1 protein-coding gene is annotated in these 1,393 nt (G+C 43.0%); it reads left to right on the top strand.

Annotated elements, in window-relative coordinates; genetic code table 11:
• The first annotated feature begins 78 nt into the window (after positions 1–78).
• Positions 79–1,380: an IS4 family transposase gene (locus tag JFC07_RS12985; protein ID WP_198329220.1), complete on the top strand. Its 1,302-nt coding sequence runs from the start codon at positions 79–81 to the stop codon at positions 1,378–1,380.
• The last annotated feature ends 13 nt before the right edge of the window (positions 1,381–1,393 follow it).

Genomic DNA, 1,393 nt, shown 5'->3' with positions numbered 1-1,393 from the left:
TAATGCCAGTCAGTTAAGGCAAAAACTCAATAAAAGTAATAAAATAGCCCATCTAATAAGTAGATGGGCTATTTTACTATGAGACTACAAAACGCTATTAATGAGACGCATAAAAGGATTCCAGACACCCTAGAACAATTTAGTGAATTAATAGACCCTGAGTGGATACAGCAAGCTTTAGAATATACCGGCAAAGCGAGCATTAGAAGGCGTAAGCTACCTGCTGAACATGTCGTTTGGCTAGTCATAGGTACCGCCTTATATAGAAACCGTTCCATCTGGTATATCACAGAGCAAATGCGTCTTAATCTAGACTCACAGGCCTGTGTACCCAGTGCAGTCGTACAAGCAAGACAACGCCTCGGGCATGAACCTCTAAAGCAGCTATTTCATCAACTAAGTGCTCACTACCAAACAGAATCACTAACCCAGCAGCAAGACTTTATGGGACTTAGCGTCCAAGCTGTAGACGGTGTCGTATACTCACTACCCTATACTGATGAGAACCTTCAGCACTTTAGTTCAAGCAAAGGCAGAACCAAAGAGGCGCCCTATCCACAAATGCGTTCGGTATGCCTGATCAATACTGACACGCATGAGATCATTGACACAACCCTTGGAGATATGGGTCAAGGAGAGATCACCTTAGCCCGTCAGCTAAACGTTCAAGACAATAGCATTACGCTATTTGATAGAGCCTATTTCTCAGCAGACCTACTTATCAGTTGGCAACAAACCCATCCAAACAGTCACTGGCTCATGCGGGCTAAAGATAATCTGCGTTACACTGTGATTGAAACCTTTAGTGAAGGGGACTACTTGATACAAATGCCGGTTTCTCCCCAAGCTCAAAAGAAAAACCCAAACCTACCCGATACTTGGCAAGCTCGATTAATTGAGTGTCGTTATGAGGGTAAGACAAGACGATACATCACCTCTTTAATAGATGATAAACGCTTTACTAAGGATAAAGTGGCACAGCTGTATTTGCAGCGCTGGGAGATTGAGATGGCTTTTAGGGAAATTAAGTCTGATCTACAGGAGGGGCTGGTGTTAAGAAGTAAGCTGCCACAGCTTGTGTTACAAGAGTTCTGGGGGCTTATGATTGCTTATAATCTGATAAGACGTTTGATGCGCTATATGGCAGTTAGAGCTAAGGTTAGCCCTCTACGAATTAGCTTTCATATGGCGTCTATTACGATTGTTGATCTGTTACGGTTTGCGCCTTTACAGGCTGCAGGACTCTTCCCTAAGTTGTTAGATGCAGTTTTAGAGGAAGGAAAATTGTTTGTCATTCCTGAACGCAGAAAGCGATCTTGCCCGAGGGTAGTTAAGGGTAAACCACAAAAATATCCCAAAAAAAATACCAGTCAGCGTTAACTGACTGGCATTA

This window comes from Psychrobacter faecalis (assembly GCF_016107575.1).
Lineage (GTDB): Bacteria > Pseudomonadota > Gammaproteobacteria > Pseudomonadales > Moraxellaceae > Psychrobacter > Psychrobacter faecalis.
Note: the sequence above shows the minus strand (reverse complement) of the source record. Positions and strands in the feature narration are given on the sequence as shown.